The sequence below is a fragment of the Pseudomonas sp. Leaf58 genome (assembly GCF_003627215.1).
In the GTDB taxonomy this organism is placed as follows: Bacteria; Pseudomonadota; Gammaproteobacteria; order Pseudomonadales; family Pseudomonadaceae; genus Aquipseudomonas.
Map to the genome: position 1 here is coordinate 703,825 of NZ_CP032677.1, position 14,008 is coordinate 717,832.

General features: G+C 62.0%; 15 protein-coding genes and 5 tRNA genes. 11 read left to right on the forward strand and 9 right to left on the reverse strand.

Translation table 11 applies throughout. The features are described from left to right. Nucleotide 1: 1 nt before the first annotated feature. Nucleotides 2-391: a type IV pilin protein gene (locus DV532_RS03235; protein ID WP_056795248.1), complete on the forward strand. Its 390-nt coding sequence runs from the start codon at nt 2-4 to the stop codon at nt 389-391. 54 nt (nt 392-445) lie between these two features. After that, nucleotides 446-1,543, forward strand: coding sequence for a glycine oxidase ThiO (gene thiO / locus DV532_RS03240; RefSeq protein WP_056795250.1), 1,098 nt, complete (start codon nt 446-448; stop codon nt 1,541-1,543). 115 nt (nt 1,544-1,658) lie between these two features. Here thiO and DV532_RS03245 read toward each other — a convergent pair whose 3' ends face one another. Then, the gene (locus tag DV532_RS03245; protein WP_056795253.1) at nt 1,659-1,889 is read right to left on the reverse strand and encodes a PP0621 family protein; all 231 of its coding nucleotides are present in this window, start codon (nt 1,887-1,889) and stop codon (nt 1,659-1,661) included. A gap of 94 nt (nt 1,890-1,983) precedes the next feature. Further along, on the reverse strand, nt 1,984-3,003 hold the full coding sequence (locus DV532_RS03250) for an outer membrane protein assembly factor BamD (protein WP_056795257.1): 1,020 nt from the start codon (nt 3,001-3,003) through the stop codon (nt 1,984-1,986). 147 nt (nt 3,004-3,150) lie between these two features. On the opposite strand from DV532_RS03250, the gene rluD reads away from it, so the two are divergent. The 8 genes from rluD (at nt 3,151) to DV532_RS03290 (ending at nt 8,466) form a co-directional block, all read left to right on the forward strand. Then, nucleotides 3,151-4,113 (forward strand): 23S rRNA pseudouridine(1911/1915/1917) synthase RluD, encoded by a 963-nt coding sequence (gene rluD, locus DV532_RS03255; protein ID WP_056796685.1) that lies wholly within the window; start codon nt 3,151-3,153, stop codon nt 4,111-4,113. Then, nucleotides 4,110-4,850 carry a peptidoglycan editing factor PgeF gene (pgeF, locus tag DV532_RS03260; protein ID WP_056795259.1) on the forward strand — a complete coding sequence of 247 codons (741 nt, stop codon included), beginning with the start codon at nt 4,110-4,112 and terminating at the stop codon, nt 4,848-4,850. The genes rluD and pgeF overlap by 4 nt, the downstream gene beginning before the upstream one ends. A 234-nt stretch (nt 4,851-5,084) precedes the next feature. Then, complete coding sequence (gene clpB, locus DV532_RS03265; RefSeq protein ID WP_056795262.1) at nt 5,085-7,649, forward strand: ATP-dependent chaperone ClpB; 2,565 nt, start codon at nt 5,085-5,087, stop codon at nt 7,647-7,649. Nucleotides 7,650-8,024: 375 nt separating this feature from the next. Continuing rightward, a tRNA-Asn gene (locus tag DV532_RS03270) sits at nt 8,025-8,100 on the forward strand. A gap of 3 nt (nt 8,101-8,103) precedes the next feature. Continuing rightward, nucleotides 8,104-8,180: transfer RNA gene (locus DV532_RS03275), tRNA-Pro, on the forward strand. A gap of 6 nt (nt 8,181-8,186) precedes the next feature. Beyond that, nucleotides 8,187-8,262: transfer RNA gene (locus tag DV532_RS03280), tRNA-Lys, on the forward strand. Between the two features lie 46 nt (nt 8,263-8,308). Beyond that, nucleotides 8,309-8,385 (forward strand) — tRNA-Pro (locus DV532_RS03285). Between the two features lie 5 nt (nt 8,386-8,390). Next, nucleotides 8,391-8,466, forward strand: a tRNA-Lys gene (locus tag DV532_RS03290). Nucleotides 8,467-8,599: 133 nt separating this feature from the next. Here the strand turns inward: DV532_RS03290 and DV532_RS03295 are convergent. The 4 genes from DV532_RS03295 to DV532_RS03310 all read right to left on the reverse strand — a co-directional run bounded on the left by DV532_RS03295 (nt 8,600) and on the right by DV532_RS03310 (nt 11,403). Then, nucleotides 8,600-9,895, reverse strand: a complete 1,296-nt coding sequence (locus DV532_RS03295) for an NAD(P)/FAD-dependent oxidoreductase (RefSeq protein WP_056795264.1) — start codon at nt 9,893-9,895, stop codon at nt 8,600-8,602. Between the two features lie 84 nt (nt 9,896-9,979). After that, a complete protein-coding gene (locus tag DV532_RS03300; protein ID WP_013970765.1) occupies nt 9,980-10,153 on the reverse strand; it encodes a DUF3094 family protein in 174 nt (57 codons plus the stop codon). Nucleotides 10,154-10,286: 133 nt separating this feature from the next. After that, complete coding sequence (locus tag DV532_RS03305) at nt 10,287-10,916, reverse strand: DUF1780 domain-containing protein (protein WP_013970766.1); 630 nt, start codon at nt 10,914-10,916, stop codon at nt 10,287-10,289. Nucleotides 10,917-10,971: 55 nt separating this feature from the next. After that, on the reverse strand, nt 10,972-11,403 hold the full coding sequence (locus tag DV532_RS03310; protein WP_056795267.1) for a hypothetical protein: 432 nt from the start codon (nt 11,401-11,403) through the stop codon (nt 10,972-10,974). 86 nt (nt 11,404-11,489) lie between these two features. Here DV532_RS03310 and DV532_RS03315 point away from each other — a divergent pair, with 86 nt between their 5' ends. Next, on the forward strand, nt 11,490-12,197 hold the full coding sequence (locus tag DV532_RS03315) for an energy-coupling factor ABC transporter permease (protein ID WP_056795269.1): 708 nt from the start codon (nt 11,490-11,492) through the stop codon (nt 12,195-12,197). Between the two features lie 123 nt (nt 12,198-12,320). On the opposite strand, the gene yacG is transcribed toward DV532_RS03315, so the two are convergent. The 3 genes from yacG to DV532_RS03330 are packed head-to-tail and all read right to left on the reverse strand — an operon-like array spanning nt 12,321 to nt 14,007. Continuing rightward, a complete protein-coding gene (gene yacG, locus DV532_RS03320; RefSeq protein WP_003260624.1) occupies nt 12,321-12,521 on the reverse strand; it encodes a DNA gyrase inhibitor YacG in 201 nt (66 codons plus the stop codon). Continuing rightward, nucleotides 12,518-13,141 carry a dephospho-CoA kinase gene (gene coaE, locus DV532_RS03325; protein WP_056795272.1) on the reverse strand — a complete coding sequence of 208 codons (624 nt, stop codon included), beginning with the start codon at nt 13,139-13,141 and terminating at the stop codon, nt 12,518-12,520. The genes yacG and coaE overlap by 4 nt, the downstream gene beginning before the upstream one ends. Beyond that, nucleotides 13,141-14,007 (reverse strand): A24 family peptidase, encoded by an 867-nt coding sequence (locus tag DV532_RS03330; RefSeq protein WP_056795276.1) that lies wholly within the window; start codon nt 14,005-14,007, stop codon nt 13,141-13,143. Before DV532_RS03330 ends, coaE begins: the two co-directional genes overlap by 1 nt. Nucleotide 14,008 lies beyond the last annotated feature (1 nt).

Consider the following 14,008-nt stretch of genomic DNA (forward strand, 5'->3'; position numbering starts at 1 on the left):
CATGCAGCAAGGCTTGAGCTTGATCGAATTGTTGATTGTGCTGGCCGTGACCGGCATTCTGGCAGCCATTGCCTACCCCAGTTACAGCGACCCGCTTCGCCGAGCCGCACGCAGCGAAGTGGTTGGCCTGCTGCATGATGCTGCCCTGCGCCTGGAGCGCCACCGTGTGCGCACCGGCCAATACGCCGAGGGCGACCCGGCCTTGCCTGCCGGTAACCGCTACTACAGCCTGCAGGCCCAGCGCGACAGCGACACCTTCACGTTGCGCGCCCGGCGTCTGCCGAGCGGGCTGATGGCGCAAGACCGCTGTGGCGATTTTCAGCTCGACCAGGCCGGCGTGCGGAGCAATCCGGGTGCCGAAGCGGGCAGCGAGCACTGCTGGGGAAGCTGAAGGTTGAATGGTGCCCGATGCATCGCGGTTTTACTTCAGGTGTTGGATCGACAGATGAGCAAGCAAGTAGTGGTGATCGGCGGCGGGGTGATCGGCCTGCTGACGGCGTTCAACCTGGCGGCCAAGGTCGGGCAGGTGGTGGTGTGTGATCAGGGCGAGGTCGGCCGCGAGTCGTCCTGGGCTGGCGGTGGCATTGTTTCGCCGCTGTACCCGTGGCGCTACAGCCCGGCCGTGACCGCCTTGGCGCACTGGTCGCAGGACTTCTACCCACAGTTGGGCGAGCGTTTGTTCGCCAGCACCGGTGTCGACCCTGAAGTGCACACCACAGGCCTGTACTGGCTCGACCTGGACGACGAAGCCGAGGCATTGGCCTGGGCCGTGCGCGAGCAGCGGCCGTTGAGTGCCGTGGATATCTCGGCAGCCTATGACGCGGTACCGGTGCTTGGCCCGGGCTTCAAGCGCGCCATCTACATGGCCGGTGTGGCCAATGTGCGCAACCCGCGCCTGGTTAAATCACTCAAGGCGGCATTGCTGGCGCTGCCAAACGTTACCTTGCGCGAGCACTGCCAGGTTACCGGCTTTGTCCAGCGCGACGGGCGCGTGGCCGGCGTGCAAACGGTTGACGGCGTGCTGGCGGCGGATGAGGTGGTGCTCAGTGCGGGCGCCTGGAGTGGCGAGCTGCTGCGTACGCTTGGCCTTGAGCTGCCGGTGGAGCCGGTGAAGGGCCAGATGATCCTGTTCAAGTGTGCCGCGGACTTCTTGCCCAGCATGGTGCTGGCTAAAGGGCGGTATGCGATCCCACGGCGCGATGGGCACATTCTGGTGGGCAGCACGCTGGAGCATGCCGGGTATGACAAGACCCCAACCGTGGATGCGCTGGAGAGCTTGAAGGCGTCGGCGCTGGAGTTGCTGCCTGAACTCGAAGGGGCCACGGTGGTGGCGCATTGGGCCGGGCTGCGGCCGGGGTCGCCCGAAGGCATACCCTACATCGGCCCGGTGCCAGGGCATGAAGGGTTGTGGCTGAACTGCGGGCATTACCGCAATGGGCTGGTGCTGGCGCCGGCTTCGTGCCAGCTGTTTAGCGACTTGCTGACCGGGGCCGAGCCGATCATCGACCCGGCGCCGTATGCGCCAGAAGGGCGGTTGGGCTGATACAGCACAGGTTTTGAGAACTGCTCGACCCCTGTAGGCGCGGGATCACCCGCGAATGCGTCGGTAGCTTCACAGCAGCATTCGCGGGTAAACCCGCTGCTACAAGGTTTTGTGTTCAACCCTGGCGGCCAGGGCCTTGCTGCAAGTGCGCCTGGCTGCAATACCACTCATTACCCTGCTGCAGTGCCCGGTCATTGGGCAAGTGCACGCCGCAATGGGCGCAGCGCACCATCTGCAGCGGCGCATCCAGCTTCGCCTCAGGGTGCGACTGCTGGCTGACTTTGAACTTGCGCCACAGCCAGAACGCGGCGGCGATCAGGGCGATCCAGAAAAGTAGGCGAACCATGGTGTCCAGCTTGTCGGTTGAAGAAGCCAACAGTCTAGGACGCGGCCAATAAAAAAGGGAGGCCCAAGGCCTCCCTTTCACATGCCGCTGTGTGTCAGTCGAACAGACCAAAGGTCATGTAGCTGAACAGCGAGCGGTCTTTCTCGGCTTCCTTCGGCCCTTCCGGCACGATCGGGTCACCGTTCTCGTCCTTTGGCAGCAGCTCTTGCGGCATCTCGTCGCGGGCGTCCTGGAACTGCTTGACCACGTCCTGGTTGGCGCGGGTTTCGCCCGGCGGCAGTGGGGCGTCGGTTTCGATCAGGCCCAGGGTGGCCTTGGACAGCCAGCCACGGCCATCAGACTCGGTCTGCTTGGGCTGGAACTCGCCATCGACCAGGCTCGGGTGGTCGGGGTAGTTGAGCTTGAGGGTTTCCAGGCTGGTAGCGGCCAATTCGTCCAGGTGCATCTTCTGGTACGACTCGACCATCACCGCCAGGCCGTCGCCGACCGATGGGGTTTCCTGGAAGTTTTCCACCACGTAACGGCCACGGTTGGCGGCGGCCACATACGCCTGACGGCTCAGGTAGTAGTCGGCCACGTGAATTTCGTACGCGGCCAGCAGGTTGCGCAGGTAGATCATGCGCTGCTTGGCGTCGGGTGCGTAGCGGCTGTTAGGGAAGCGGCTGGTCAGCTGGGCGAACTCATTGTACGAGTCGCGGGCGGCACCCGGGTCACGCTTGGTCATGTCCAGCGGCAGGAAGCGCGCCAGCAGGCCACGGTCCTGGTCGAACGAGGTCAGGCCCTTGAGGTAGTAGGCGTAATCGACGTTCGGGTGCTGCGGGTGCAGGCGGATGAAGCGCTCGGCAGCCGACTTGGCAGCCTCCGGCTCGGAGTTCTTGTAGTTGGCGTAGATCAGCTCGAGCTGCGCCTGGTCGGCATAGCGGCCGAACGGGTAGCGCGACTCCAGGGCCTTGAGCTTGTTCACGGCGCTGGTATAGCTGGAGTTGTCCAGGTCAGCTTGCGCCTGCTGGTACAGCTCGGCCTCGCTGAGGTTCTCGTCAATCACTTCCTTATTGGAGGAACAGGCCGCGGTGAGCCCGAGGATGGCGATCAGCAGCAGGTGTTTCACTTGCATGGCGGCTTGTGTCCCTTTGACGGCCGCTGTCTTGGGCGGAGCCGTCCTGTTATGATGAGCGCCCCGGCCAACCCCGGGACAAAAGAAGCCGTATTTAACCACAAGCTCGCAGCCGAAACCAAAGGCTGTGCGCCCGCCGAATCGAGCATGTCCGAGATCATTCAACTTAGCGCAGAGGTACCGTCCGAACTGGGCGGTCAACGCCTCGACCAGGTCGCCGCCCAATTGTTCGCCGAGTACTCGCGTTCGCGGCTAACTTCGTGGATCAAAGAGGGCCGCCTGACGGTCGATGGCGCAGTCGTGCGCCCTCGAGACATCGTCCATGGTGGTTCGCAGCTCATGCTGGAGGCCGAGCAAGAGGCCCAGGGTGAGTGGATCGCCGAAGACATCGAGCTGGATATCGTCTACGAAGACGACCACATCATGGTGATCAACAAGCCTGCCGGGCTGGTTGTGCACCCGGCCGCCGGGCATGCCAGCGGTACCCTGCTCAATGCACTGCTGCACCACGTGCCCGACATCGTCAACGTGCCGCGTGCCGGTATCGTTCATCGCCTGGATAAAGACACCACCGGGCTGATGGTGGTGGCCAAGACCTTGCAAGCGCAGACCAAACTGGTCGAGCAGATGCAAAGCCGCAAGGTCAGCCGCATTTACGAGTGCATCGTGATTGGTGTGGTGACCGCAGGTGGCAAAATCGATGCGCCGATCGGCCGCCATGGCGGTATGCGCCAGCGCATGGCGGTAACCGACGGTGGCAAGCCGGCGGTCAGCCACTACCGTGTGCTCAAGCGCTTCCGTTCGCACACCCATGTGCGGGTGAAGCTGGAAACCGGCCGTACCCACCAAATTCGCGTGCACATGGCCCATGTGGGGTTCCCGCTGGTCGGCGACCAGACGTACGGCGGGCGCTTCCGCATTCCGCCGGCTGCCAGCCCAACCATGGTCGAAGCGGTCAAGAGCTTCCCACGGCAGGCGCTGCATGCACGTTTCCTTGCGTTGGCCCACCCGATTACCGGTGAGGTGATGAAGTGGGAATCGCCACTGCCGGATGACTTCGTCTGGTTGCTGTCGCTGCTGAACCAGGACCGCGAGAGCTTTATCGGATGAGTGGCCTGACACAGTCGCTGTTGTTCCCCGACTGGCCGGCCCCGGCCTCGGTGCGCGCCTGTGTCACCACCCGCCAGGGCGGCGTCAGCCTGCCGCCCTATGAATCCTTCAACCTTGGCGATCATGTAGGGGATGACCCTGTAGCGGTCGCCGAGAACCGCCGTCGCCTGGGCGACGAATTCGCCATCCAGCCGGCTTGGCTAAAACAGGTGCATGGCCTGGTGGTGGCGGATGCCGACCCGGCCGTGGTGGCCGAGGCCGACGCCAGTTGGACCAACCAGCCTGGTATTGCCTGTGCCGTCATGACTGCCGACTGCCTGCCCGCGCTGTTTTGCGACCGGGCAGGGACGCGCGTGGCTGCGGCGCATGCGGGATGGCGTGGGCTGGCGGGCGGTGTGCTGGAGGCTACGCTGGACCGCCTGGCGCTGGCGCCGGAAGAGGTACTGGTGTGGTTGGGGCCGGCCATCGGCCCGCAGGCGTTCGAGGTAGGGCTGGAAGTGCGTGATGCCTTTACCGCAGTGCACCCTGAAGCAGCTCGGGCTTTTGTCGATGGCGAACGGCCGGGCAAACTGATGGCCGACATCTATGAACTGGCGCGCATTCGCCTAACGGCGCGTGGGGTGACCGCTGTTTATGGCGGTGGCTTGTGCACGGTCAGTGATGCGCGGTTCTTCTCCTATCGCCGTACCCCGCAGGGTGGGCGGTTTGCTTCCTTGGTGTGGCTGGAGCCTCGCTAGCCTGTACCGGCCTCTTCGCGGGCGCGCCTGCTCCCACAGGGTATGTGCAAAGTTTGAAACCTGTGGGGGCATGCCCGCGAATGGGCCCCATGCAATCTAACAGGTTGACTTTGGTCAATCCCGCTACGCTTGAATCTCCCAGAATCAGCCTTATCTATAAGGTCATCTCAGGCAGGTTTCTTCATAACAGGCGCTGTCCATCGCTCCGACCTGCCCTTTAAAGGAAGGTACACCATGCGAATAGACCGTTTGACCAGCAAGCTGCAGCTTGCACTATCCGATGCCCAATCCCTGGCCGTTGGCATGGACCACCCAGCCATCGAGCCCGTGCACCTGATGCAGGCACTGCTCGAGCAGCAGGGCGGTTCGATCAAGCCGCTGCTGATGCAGGTAGGCTTTGACATCAACAACCTGCGCCAGGCGCTGGTGAAAGAACTCGACCAACTGCCGAAAATCCAGAACCCCACCGGCGACGTGAACATGTCGCAGGACTTGGCGCGCCTGCTCAACCAGGCTGACCGCCTGGCCCAGCAGAAAGGTGACCAGTTCATTTCCAGCGAGCTGGTGCTGCTGGCAGCCATGGACGAGAACAGCAAACTCGGCAAGCTGCTGCTGAGCCAGGGCGTGACCAAAAAGGCCCTGGAAAACGCCATCAACAACCTGCGCGGCGGTGCGGCGGTGAATGACGCCAACGCCGAGGAATCGCGCCAGGCGCTGGACAAGTACACCGTCGACCTGACCAAGCGTGCCGAAGAAGGCAAGCTGGACCCGGTGATCGGCCGTGACGACGAAATCCGCCGTACCGTGCAGGTGCTGCAACGCCGTACCAAAAACAACCCGGTGCTGATCGGTGAGCCTGGCGTAGGTAAAACCGCCATCGCCGAAGGCCTGGCGCAGCGCATCATCAATGGTGAAGTGCCAGATGGCCTGAAAGGCAAACGGCTGCTGGCGCTGGACATGGGCGCATTGATCGCCGGTGCCAAGTACCGTGGCGAGTTCGAAGAGCGCCTGAAGTCGCTGCTGAACGAGCTGTCCAAACAGGAAGGCCAGATCATCCTGTTCATCGACGAACTGCACACCATGGTGGGTGCCGGTAAAGGCGAGGGCGCCATGGACGCCGGCAACATGCTCAAACCGGCGCTGGCCCGTGGCGAACTGCACTGTGTGGGCGCCACTACGCTGAACGAGTATCGCCAGTTCATCGAGAAAGACGCCGCCCTGGAGCGCCGCTTCCAGAAGGTGCTGGTCGAAGAGCCGAGCGAGGAAGACACCATCGCCATCCTGCGTGGCCTGAAAGAGCGCTATGAAGTGCACCACAAGGTGGCCATCACCGACGGCGCCATCATCGCTGCGGCCAAGCTCAGCCACCGCTACATTACCGACCGCCAGCTGCCGGACAAAGCCATCGACCTGATCGACGAAGCGGCCAGCCGTATCCGCATGGAGATCGACTCCAAGCCAGAAGTGCTCGACCGCCTCGACCGTCGCCTGATCCAGCTGAAGGTGGAGTCGCAGGCGCTGAAGAAGGAAGAGGACGAAGCGGCGAAAAAACGCCTGGAGAAGCTGACCGAAGAAATCGAGCGGCTGGAGCGTGAGTACGCCGACCTGGAAGAAATCTGGGCCTCCGAGAAGGCCGAGGTACAGGGCTCGGCGCAGATCCAGCAAAAGATCGAACAAGCCCGCCAGGAGCTGGAAGCCGCCCGTCGCAAAGGTGACCTGAGCCGCATGGCCGAACTGCAGTACGGGGTAATCCCGGACCTGGAGCGCAGCCTGCAGATGGTCGACCAGCACGGCAAGACCGAAAACCAGTTGCTGCGCAACAAGGTGACCGAGGAGGAAATTGCCGAAGTGGTTTCCAAGTGGACCGGCATTCCCGTGGCCAAGATGCTCGAAGGCGAGCGTGAGAAGCTGCTGAAGATGGAAGAGCTGCTGCACCAGCGCGTGATCGGCCAGGGCGAGGCGGTAACCGCCGTGGCCAACGCCGTGCGCCGCTCGCGTGCCGGGTTGTCCGACCCGAACCGGCCCAGTGGCTCGTTCCTGTTCCTTGGCCCGACCGGTGTGGGCAAGACCGAGCTGTGCAAGGCGCTGGCTGAGTTCCTGTTCGACACTGAAGAGGCGATGGTGCGTATCGACATGTCCGAGTTCATGGAGAAACACTCCGTGGCTCGCCTGATTGGTGCACCGCCAGGTTATGTCGGGTATGAAGAGGGCGGTTACCTGACCGAGGCAGTACGGCGCAAGCCTTACGCGGTGGTGCTGCTGGACGAGGTGGAAAAGGCCCACCCAGATGTGTTCAACGTGCTGCTGCAGGTGCTGGAAGACGGCCGCCTGACCGACAGCCACGGGCGCACTGTGGACTTCCGCAACACGGTGATCGTGATGACCTCCAACCTGGGCTCGGCGCAGATCCAGGAACTGGTCGGTGACCGCGAGGCACAGCGTGCGGCGGTGATGGATGCGGTGGGTTCGCACTTCCGCCCAGAGTTCATCAACCGTATCGACGAAGTGGTGGTATTCGAGCCATTGGGCCGCGAACAGATTGCCGGCATTACCGAAATCCAGCTGGGCCGCCTGCGCAGCCGCTTGCTGGAGCGCGAACTGTCGCTAAGCCTGAGCGCGGAAGCCTTGGACAAGTTGATTGCCGTAGGTTACGACCCGGTGTACGGCGCACGGCCGCTGAAGCGGGCAATCCAGCGCTGGATCGAAAACCCGCTGGCGCAGCTGATTTTGGCCGGCAAGTTCATGCCAGGTTCGGCGATTACCGCCAAGGTGGAAGGCGACGAAATCGTCTTTGGCTGATTTTTGTTGCACCCATGAGCCCCGCACCCGCGGGGCTTTTTTTGTCTTTTGACCAGTGCTAACCCAGCAAAACCGGGGCTTTCTGGCTTCTCTGGGTAACTTGCTGAAATTTTTGAAATTTCTGCTTGCATCAAGATTCGAGTGCCCCTAATATACGCCGCGTTGTCAGGCACTAAGCGAATCACCAGCAGCATCGGTGACCGCAAAACAACTTACAAATCAGTAAGTTGAATGAAAAAAAGTGGTTGACAAGCAAAACGAAGAATGTAGAATAGCCGGCCTCAGCAGCGACAAAGCGAAAGCAGCGAAGCTAAAGAGTCCGAAGCGAACACAGTCTTCGGAGTAGTAAATCGGAAAGTAGTACCGAAGTTCAGTTCCGCGATAGCTCAGTCGGTAGAGCAAATGACTGTTAATCATTGGGTCCCTGGTTCGAGTCCAGGTCGCGGAGCCATCTCGGGGTGTAGCGCAGTCCGGTAGCGCGCCTGCTTTGGGAGCAGGATGTCAGGAGTTCGAATCCCCTCACCCCGACCATTTTCCGGGTCGTTAGCTCAGTTGGTAGAGCAGTTGGCTTTTAACCAATTGGTCGTAGGTTCGAATCCTACACGACCCACCATGCAAGAAGGGCATCTCCGCGAGATGCCCTTTTTCTTTGTAACACTCGGGGTGTAGCGCAGTCCGGTAGCGCGCCTGCTTTGGGAGCAGGATGTCAGGAGTTCGAATCCCCTCACCCCGACCATTTTTGGGTCGTTAGCTCAGTTGGTAGAGCAGTTGGCTTTTAACCAATTGGTCGTAGGTTCGAATCCTACACGACCCACCATGAACAAAGGGCATCTCGAAAGAGATGCCCTTTTTCTTTTGCCTCTGTAGGAGCGGGTTTGCCCGCGAATGCGGCGGCGGTCTCACCATCGCATTCGCGGGTAAACCCGCTCCTACAGGGCTGCTGGTGCTTGTTAGTGCAATTTCAGGCGCGGCTCAGTACCCCGGCCAATCTTGCTGCCCAGCATCATTAACGCCGTGCGGAAAAACCCATACAACGCCATCTGGTGCATGCGGTACAGCGACACATAGAACATCCGCGCCAGCCAACCTTCCAGCTTCACGCTGCCCATCAGGTTACCCATCAGGTTGCCCACCGCCGAGAAGCGCGACAGCGACACCAGCGAGCCGTAGTCCTTGTACTCATAGGTCGGCAGCGCCTTGTTTTCCAGGCGTGCCTTCAGGCTTTGCGCCAACATCGAAGCCTGCTGGTGGGCAGCCTGGGCCCGTGGTGGCACGTTGCGGTCGCTGCCCGGTTGCGGGCAGGCGGCGCAGTCACCGAAGGCAAAGATATTATCGTCGCGGGTGGTTTGCAGGGTAGGGCGCACCACCAGCTGGTTGATGCGGTTGGTTTCCAGGCCATCGATGTCCTTGAGGAAGCCCGGTGCACGGATACCCGCTGCCCATACCTTCAAGCTGGCTTGGATCACTTCACCGTCTTTGGTTTTCAGGCAATCTTCCGTCACTTCACTGACGGCGGCGTTGGTCATCACCTTCACCCCGAGTTTTTCCAGGGTTTTGTGCACCGGTACGCTGATGCGCTCTGGCAGCGCTGGCAGTACCCGCGGGCCCGCCTCGATGAGGGTGATTTGCATGTCCTTGGGCTGGATGCGGTCCAGGCCATAGGCCGCCAGCTCGTGGGCAGCGTGGTGCAGCTCGGCCGCCAGTTCCACACCGGTGGCACCGGCGCCGACAATGGCCACACTGATCTTCTCGCTGGCCACATCGCCGGCATGGGCGCGCAGGTAGTGGTTAAGCAGCTGCTGATGGAAGCGCTCGGCCTGCTTGCGGGTATCGAGGAACAGGCAGTGCTGTGCCGCACCCAGGGTACCGAAGTCGTTGGTGTTGGAACCCACGGCGATGACCAGGGTGTCGTAACCCAGGGTGCGTGCAGGCAGCAGCTCGCGGCCCTCTTCGTCGAGGGTAGCGGCCAGTTGAATCTGTTTGCCTTCACGGTCCAAGCCGCTCATGCGCCCCAGCTGGAAGTTGAAGTGGTTCCACTTGGCCTGGGCCACGTAGTTCAGTTCGTCTTCCGAGGAGTTCAGCGAGCCGGCGGCCACTTCGTGCAGCAGCGGCTTCCAGATGTGCGTGAGGTTGGCGTCAACCAGGGTGATTTCGGCCTGCTTGCGCTTGCCCAGGCTTTTACCCAGGCGGGTCGCCAGTTCCAGGCCGCCGGCGCCGCCGCCGACAATCACGATGCGATGAGTCATGGGGATATCTCATAAGGTTTACGGAATTCGGGGCCGCAAGGGCCGGCCGCAAACTGCACGAGGGGAGGGCGAGCGCGAGGCAGCTCATAGCACCAGTCCACTGAGCAGGCGGCTGATGAGGCCCAACCCGATGGTCACGGCCACCACCAGTACCAGGAGCAGCCACGGCCGGAATGGCCTGCGCTCAACTTGGTGCTGGGGGGCTCGCAGATACTCATCGACACGACGCTGATCTTCTGGATTCAGGCGGCTGGTCATGGTGGGGCCTCGTCAGGTAGACGTTTGTGACTGCGTAAACGCTACAGTGTTCACGCAGGCGCTTGAAACAAATGATAATGCTTTCTATCTCTGGCGCCGAGTGTACGCCATCGCAAACAGTCGCTGCACTGGATCAAAGACTGATGCCCACGTCGAAAACAATGCTGCGGCCCAGGTTGCCGCGCAGAAAATCCGGCGCGTCGGGGTGGGCGAACAGCACCCGGGCGAACGTTGGCCCCACCAACGACAGCGAGCGCCAGCCCTGGCGCAGGTATTCGGTGGGCGGCGGGAAGTGGGTGTTGAGGTCGAGCACTTCGCGCTTGAGGCTGGCAAAGGCGATGATGTCCAGCTCGTTCAGCTCCAGCCCGCGTTCCCGGTAGTTGTGCGCCTTCTTGCGCAAGGTCGGCGCCAGGCGGCCGAGCAGTTCGGTGGCACTGATACGCCGCGGCCGCGCTTCGCGGCGCACCAGTTGTGCCAGGGAAAATGCACTGCGACGGCGCTGCAGTTCTTCGCGCCATTCATCGTTCAGCCGGCGGCCCTCGTCAAGTACGAAAAACACCTCGAAGGCCGCATCGCGGAACAGCACATCGGGCGGTTCTTGCCCTGCTGGGGTGAAGTCCTCGCTGCGGTAGGGGATGTTCAGCCCTTGCAGCAGGCGCTGGCACACCCAACGCTCACGCTCCCATTTGCGTGCATTGGAAAGAAAGGCATTGGCTTGTTCGGCCTGGATGGTAAGCAGGCGCAAGTAGTCTGAGTCATCCATGCAGACAAGCTTAGCCGTTAATCGATGACGGTAAGATGCTGTTTAAGCGTGGGAATCAGCCCAGCACTGGCCACTGCTGTACTACCCCGACCACGTGCACCAGGCCAAACCCCAGGCAGATCAGCGAACTGACCACGATAAAACGCCGCGAACGCCCGGTGCCCGCCAGCAATACCGGCCCCAAAAGGCCGCGTAGCAGGTACACCAGCGTGATCAGGCAGATGCCCGGCAGCAGCAACGGCAGCCGCCCGATCGCCCCGGCAGCCGACAACGCATAAGCCGACCAGGCCAGCAGCACGCAGGCGATGGCTGCCGTGACCAGCCCCGGGTACCAGCGACCGTTTTCGGCGGCCACGGCCATCCGCTCGCCGGCCCCGAACAAACTGTACCAGCGCGGCCCAACGGCGATGATGGCCAAATGCAGCACGCCGATGCTGGCGTTGAGTGCTGCTGCCAGCAGCAAGGTGAGGTTGATTCCTTCCGGCATGAGCAATGCTTCCTGCATTGAGTTAAGGCCCCAGCCTACCGCAGCCGAATGAAACGGTGAATGGGTGTAGACTCGGCTTTATCCACATGGTCGCAAGGGGCATTCGTCAAGTGATCAGCGCGCAGGTGTTGTCGGGCACCACCCTTACACTTGGTTGGCTTGGTTATGTACCGTTACTGGTGTGGGCGGTCAGCCGGGTTCGCTGGGTGGAGCTGTTCACTGATCGGCGCCGGCAGCATCTGCTGTTTGGCACGGTGTTTTGCCTATTCGCGCTGTGGTTGGTCAGGCGCGATTTCGATACCGGGGTGTCGTACCACTTCCTTGGCATGACGGCGGTAACGCTGTTGCTGGACTGGCCACTGGCGGTGCTAGGTGGCTGCATGGCCCAGCTCGGTTTGCTGGCGCTGGGGCGCCAGGACCTGGCGGCGCTGGGGGTGAATGGCTTGTTGCTGGTCGGTTTGCCGGTGCTGATTACCGAAGTGTGCGCGTTATTGGTCGAGCGCGCGCAGCCGCGCAACCTGTTCGTTTATATCTTCTGTTCGGGTTTTTTCCCCGCCGCGCTGACGGTGCTGATTTGCGTGCCAGCGGCGCTCGGGTTGTTATGGCTGGACGGGCGCTTCGCTATGCCGGAATGGCTCAGCGACTTTGTCGGCTACCTGTGGCTGATGATGTTCCCCGAGGCGTTCATCAACGGCATGCTGATCAGTGCGCTGGTGGTGTTTTGCCCGGAGTGGCTCGAAACCTTCAACCGCACCCGCTACCTGCAGGCACCCTGGAAGGACGAAGAGCGGTGATTTTGTGTTGGCTGTACGGGCGAACCCGCTCCCCCAGCGCCCCCACGGTTTTCAAGGCTGGTGCAACACCTGTGGGAGCGGGCGTGCCCGCGAAGAGGCCGGTACAGCCACCGTGTTATCAACTCAATGCCGCGGCTCCAGGTCCCCCGAATACAGCTCATCCTCGGACTCTTCCGCCCCCGGAATCTTGTGTTCTTCAGCAGCCCAAGCGCCCAAGTCGATCAGCTTGCAACGGTCCGAGCAAAACGGCCGGAACGGGCTTTTCTCGTTCCATTCCACAGGTGCGCCACAAGTCGGGCAATCGACGGTCAATGGCTGGCTCATGGCTGGCCTCCTCGTAAAGTCAGGTAAAAGTGGTGCAAACGGTCGATCTGCTCATGCAGTGCGGCCAGGTCACGGTCATTGACCAACACATCGTCGGCATGGCGCAGGCGCTCTTCACGGGCCAGTTGGGCCTTGAGGATGGCCTGCACCTGCTCGGCATTGGTGTTGTCGCGGGCCAGAGTACGCGCCACCTGCAGCGCCTGCGGCGCGTCGATCACCAGCACGCGCTGGGTCTTCTGGTATTGCCCGGACTCGATCAGTAGCGGCGACACGTACACCGCATACGGCGATTCCGCCTTGGCCAGGTAGCTGAAAATCTCCTGCCCAATCAGTGGGTGCAGCAATTGCTCCAGCCATTTGCGCTGCGCCGGGTCGGCGAAGATCAGCTGGCGCAGGGCAGTGCGATCGAGCTGGCCGTCTGGCTGCAGCACACCCGCGCCAAAGCGCTCGACGATGCTGGCCAAGGCCGGGCGGCCGGGCTCGACAACCCAGCGCGCGGCCTGGTCGGCGTCGACCAGGTGCACGCCAAGCTCGACGAAGCGCTCGGCAACAGCGCTCTTGCCGCTACCGATGCCGCCGGTCAGGCCGAGAATCCAAGGGGTAAAGGCCGCAGTGGTCATCACAATCCAAGCAGTTGTAGGTAGGAGGCGTATATTTCATCACCCCAGAGCACAGCAATCCACCCCGCAATCGCCAGATAAGGGCCAAACGGAATAGCCGTACCCATGGCATAGCGGCGCAGGCGCAGCAGGCACAGTCCCACCAGCGCACCGACTACCGACGACAGCAGCAGGGTCAACGGCAACACCTGCCAGCCACCCCAGGCCCCGATCAGCGCCATTAGCTTGAAGTCGCCATAACCCATGCCTTCCTTGCCGGTGACCAGCTTGAATACCCAGTACACCGTCCACAGGCTAAGGTAACCGGCCACTGCCCCCCACAGCGCATCGGTCAGCGGTGCATATAAGCCAAAGGCGTTGACGATCAGCCCCAGCCACAGCATCGGCAGCACCAGCACATCCGGCAACAACTGGTGCTCGGCATCGATCAGGCTCAGGGCCAGTAGGCACCAGGTTAGCGGCAGTGCCAGCAAGCCTTCCACCGAAGCGCCAAAGCGCCAGGCCACCACCAGCGACAGTAGCGCGCTGGCCACCTCAACCAACGGGTAGCGCGGGCTGATGCGGGTTTTGCAGGCTGAACACCGCCCGCGCAAGGCCAGGTAGCTGACCACCGGGATGTTTTCCCACGGGCGAATTTGATGCGCGCAATGCGGGCAGCGCGAGGCCGGCAGGCACAGGTCGAAACGCTTGTGTTGCGTGGTCGGCAGCCCCAATACCTCCTGCGCCTCACGCTGCCATTGCTGTTCCAGCATGATCGGCAGGCGATATACCAGCACGTTGAGAAAGCTGCCCACCAGCAGGCCGAGCACGGCGGCCAGGGTAAAAAAGTACGCCGGCTGCTCAGCCAGCAAAGTCCATAAAGTCATG

Excerpts from the sequence above, each read along its gene's own strand:
- DV532_RS03315 (WP_056795269.1), top strand. The coding sequence starts at position 11,490 with ATGGTCGCAAGGGGCATTCGTCAAGTGATCAGCGCGCAGGTGTTGTCG.
- DV532_RS03235 (WP_056795248.1), top strand. The coding sequence starts at position 2 with ATGCAGCAAGGCTTGAGCTTGATCGAATTGTTGATTGTGCTGGCCGTG.
- DV532_RS03300 (WP_013970765.1), bottom strand. The coding sequence starts at position 10,153 with ATGACCAGCCGCCTGAATCCAGAAGATCAGCGTCGTGTCGATGAGTAT.
- DV532_RS03305 (WP_013970766.1), bottom strand. The coding sequence starts at position 10,916 with ATGGATGACTCAGACTACTTGCGCCTGCTTACCATCCAGGCCGAACAA.
- yacG (WP_003260624.1), bottom strand. The coding sequence starts at position 12,521 with ATGAGCCAGCCATTGACCGTCGATTGCCCGACTTGTGGCGCACCTGTG.
- pgeF (WP_056795259.1), top strand. The coding sequence starts at position 4,110 with ATGAGTGGCCTGACACAGTCGCTGTTGTTCCCCGACTGGCCGGCCCCG.
- DV532_RS03245 (WP_056795253.1), bottom strand. The coding sequence starts at position 1,889 with ATGGTTCGCCTACTTTTCTGGATCGCCCTGATCGCCGCCGCGTTCTGG.
- DV532_RS03250 (WP_056795257.1), bottom strand. The coding sequence starts at position 3,003 with ATGCAAGTGAAACACCTGCTGCTGATCGCCATCCTCGGGCTCACCGCG.
- DV532_RS03330 (WP_056795276.1), bottom strand. The coding sequence starts at position 14,007 with ATGACTTTATGGACTTTGCTGGCTGAGCAGCCGGCGTACTTTTTTACC.
- thiO (WP_056795250.1), top strand. The coding sequence starts at position 446 with ATGAGCAAGCAAGTAGTGGTGATCGGCGGCGGGGTGATCGGCCTGCTG.
- DV532_RS03310 (WP_056795267.1), bottom strand. The coding sequence starts at position 11,403 with ATGCCGGAAGGAATCAACCTCACCTTGCTGCTGGCAGCAGCACTCAAC.
- DV532_RS03295 (WP_056795264.1), bottom strand. The coding sequence starts at position 9,895 with ATGACTCATCGCATCGTGATTGTCGGCGGCGGCGCCGGCGGCCTGGAA.
- rluD (WP_056796685.1), top strand. The coding sequence starts at position 3,151 with ATGTCCGAGATCATTCAACTTAGCGCAGAGGTACCGTCCGAACTGGGC.
- coaE (WP_056795272.1), bottom strand. The coding sequence starts at position 13,141 with ATGACCACTGCGGCCTTTACCCCTTGGATTCTCGGCCTGACCGGCGGC.
- clpB (WP_056795262.1), top strand. The coding sequence starts at position 5,085 with ATGCGAATAGACCGTTTGACCAGCAAGCTGCAGCTTGCACTATCCGAT.